This is a genomic window from Bradyrhizobium sp. P5_C11_2 (assembly GCF_054049755.1).
Window position 1 is genome coordinate 1 of sequence record NZ_JBFULT010000882.1, and the last position, 1936, is coordinate 1936.

A 1936-nucleotide genomic window follows, 5' to 3' on the forward strand; every position below is an offset into this window, starting at 1 on the left:
GGCTGGACCCGGATCGCGCTGCGCTCCATCCGGGCTACGGCGCTACGTCACTTCTGACATTTCGGACACCAGAAGGTCGAACGGCCGTTCTGGGTGAAGCGCTTGATCGTGCCGCCACAAGCAGGCGTCTTGCAGGTCTCGCCTTCGCGGTCATAGACCTTGAACGCGTGCTGGAAATAGCCGAGCTCGCCCGTGGTCTGGCGATGGTCGCGGAGCGAGGAGCCGCCGGCCTTGATGGCGTCGTTCAGCACGGTGTGGATCGCGCCGACCAGCCGCTTGGCATGGTCGGTCGTCTCGCCCTTTTTGGTCGCGAGTGTCGCGGCGATCCGCCGCGGTGACAGATGCGAGCGATGCAACGCCTCGCAGACATAGATGTTGCCGAGCCCCGCCACCACGCGCTGGTCGAGCAGCGCGGCCTTCAGGCTCGTGGCCTTGCCCGCGCAGGAGCGCGCCAGCATCGCGGCGTCGAACGCATTGCCGAGCGGCTCGGGGCCGAGCCCGCGCAACAGCGGCTCGTCTTCGAGCGCGTTGCGCGCGATCACTTTCATGTAACCGAAGCGGCGCGGATCGTTGAAGACGATGTCGGCGCCCGAGGACATCCGAAACAGCACGTGGTCATGCGTGGAGTCCTTACCCTTCGGATAGTGAAACTCGCCAGGCGCCGCTTCGTCGTCCGGCTTGATGACGCGAAACGAGCCCGACATGCCCAGATGCATCAGCAGCACGTCACCGGAGGCGAGATCGGCCATGAGATATTTTGCACGGCGGCCGAGCCCGGTGACGACCTGGCCCTGGAGCCGGGCCACGAAATCCGGCTGAAACGGAAAGCGCAGATCCGGCCGCCGGGCCTCCGCGACGAGGATTCTTGCACCCTCCATGACGGGCTGARGGCCGCGCCGGACGGTCTCGACTTCGGGCAATTCAGGCATGGTCAGGCATTCACCTTATGAGGGTGGTGTGATAGCGCCATTGCGGCGGGCGCGCTATGGTCGCCTCGTGGAGTAGAGTAATGGATCGGTCGGGCGAAACCACGCATTTTGGGTTCAGGGACGTTCCCCTGGGCGACAAGCAGACGCTGGTGAACGATGTGTTTCACAGCGTGGCTTCGCGCTATGATTTGATGAATGACCTGATGTCCGGCGGCCTGCACCGGGTCTGGAAGGACATCATGATCACCGCGCTCGATCCGCCGAGGGGCGAGCGGCCGTTCGCGCTGCTCGACGTCGCCGGCGGCACCGGCGACATCTCGTTCCGCGCCGCCAAGGCGGCAGGCCCCGGCTTCCATGCCACCGTCTGCGACATCAATTCCGGGATGCTGACTGTGGGCCGCGAGCGCGCCGCCAAGCGGCATCTCGAGACCCAGGTCGATTTCGTCGAGGGCAATGCCGAAGCGCTTGCCTTCGCCGACCGCAGCTTTGACGCATATACGATCGCTTTCGGCATTCGCAACGTGCCGCGGATCGATCTGGCGCTGCGCGAGGCCTATCGCGTGCTGAAGCCCGGCAGCCGCTTCCTGTGCCTGGAATTCTCCACCGTCGAGATGCCCGGCCTCGATCGGCTTTATGACATGTTCTCGTTCAATGTGATCCCGCCGCTCGGGCGGATGGTGACGGGCGACGCCGAATCCTATCAATATCTGGTCGAATCGATCCGCAAGTTTCCAAAGCCTGCCGCCTTCGCCGACATGATCCGCGATGCCGGCTTCGCCCGCGTGAACTGGCAGACATTGACCGGCGGCATCGTCGCACTGCATTCGGGCTGGCGTTTGTGATCTCTGCCATCACTCACATGTCGCGCCTGATGCGCGCCGCGTTCGTGTTCGCGCGCGAGGGCGTATTCGGCTCCGTCGATCCGAGCCTGGTGCCGCCGCCCGGCCAGCTCGCGCTGAAGCTTGCACGCCTGATCGAACGGCGCGGTCCCAAGCATGGGCCACGGC

The 1936-nt window shown here is 65.0% G+C and carries 2 protein-coding genes and 1 pseudogene; 2 read left to right on the plus strand and 1 reads right to left on the minus strand.

The genetic code is table 11. The features are described from left to right. Window positions 1–47 precede the first annotated feature (47 nt). Window positions 48–929 carry a bifunctional DNA-formamidopyrimidine glycosylase/DNA-(apurinic or apyrimidinic site) lyase gene (gene mutM / locus ACXJL8_RS39825; RefSeq protein ID WP_456686900.1) on the minus strand — a complete coding sequence of 294 codons (882 nt, stop codon included), beginning with the start codon at window positions 927–929 and terminating at the stop codon, window positions 48–50. Between the two features lie 80 nt (window positions 930–1009). Between mutM and ubiE the strand changes: the two genes are divergently transcribed. Together ubiE and ACXJL8_RS39835 are read left to right on the plus strand one after the other, a co-directional pair. After that, window positions 1010–1771 carry a bifunctional demethylmenaquinone methyltransferase/2-methoxy-6-polyprenyl-1,4-benzoquinol methylase UbiE gene (ubiE, locus tag ACXJL8_RS39830; protein ID WP_456686901.1) on the plus strand — a complete coding sequence of 254 codons (762 nt, stop codon included), beginning with the start codon at window positions 1010–1012 and terminating at the stop codon, window positions 1769–1771. After that, window positions 1768–1936, plus strand: a pseudogene (locus ACXJL8_RS39835) (ubiquinone biosynthesis protein UbiB); the annotation flags it as partial. The gene ubiE and the pseudogene ACXJL8_RS39835, both read left to right, overlap by 4 nt.

Coding starts and splice junctions, on each gene's coding strand:
- ubiE (WP_456686901.1), top strand. CDS start 1,010: ATGGATCGGTCGGGCGAAACCACGCATTTTGGGTTCAGGGACGTTCCC.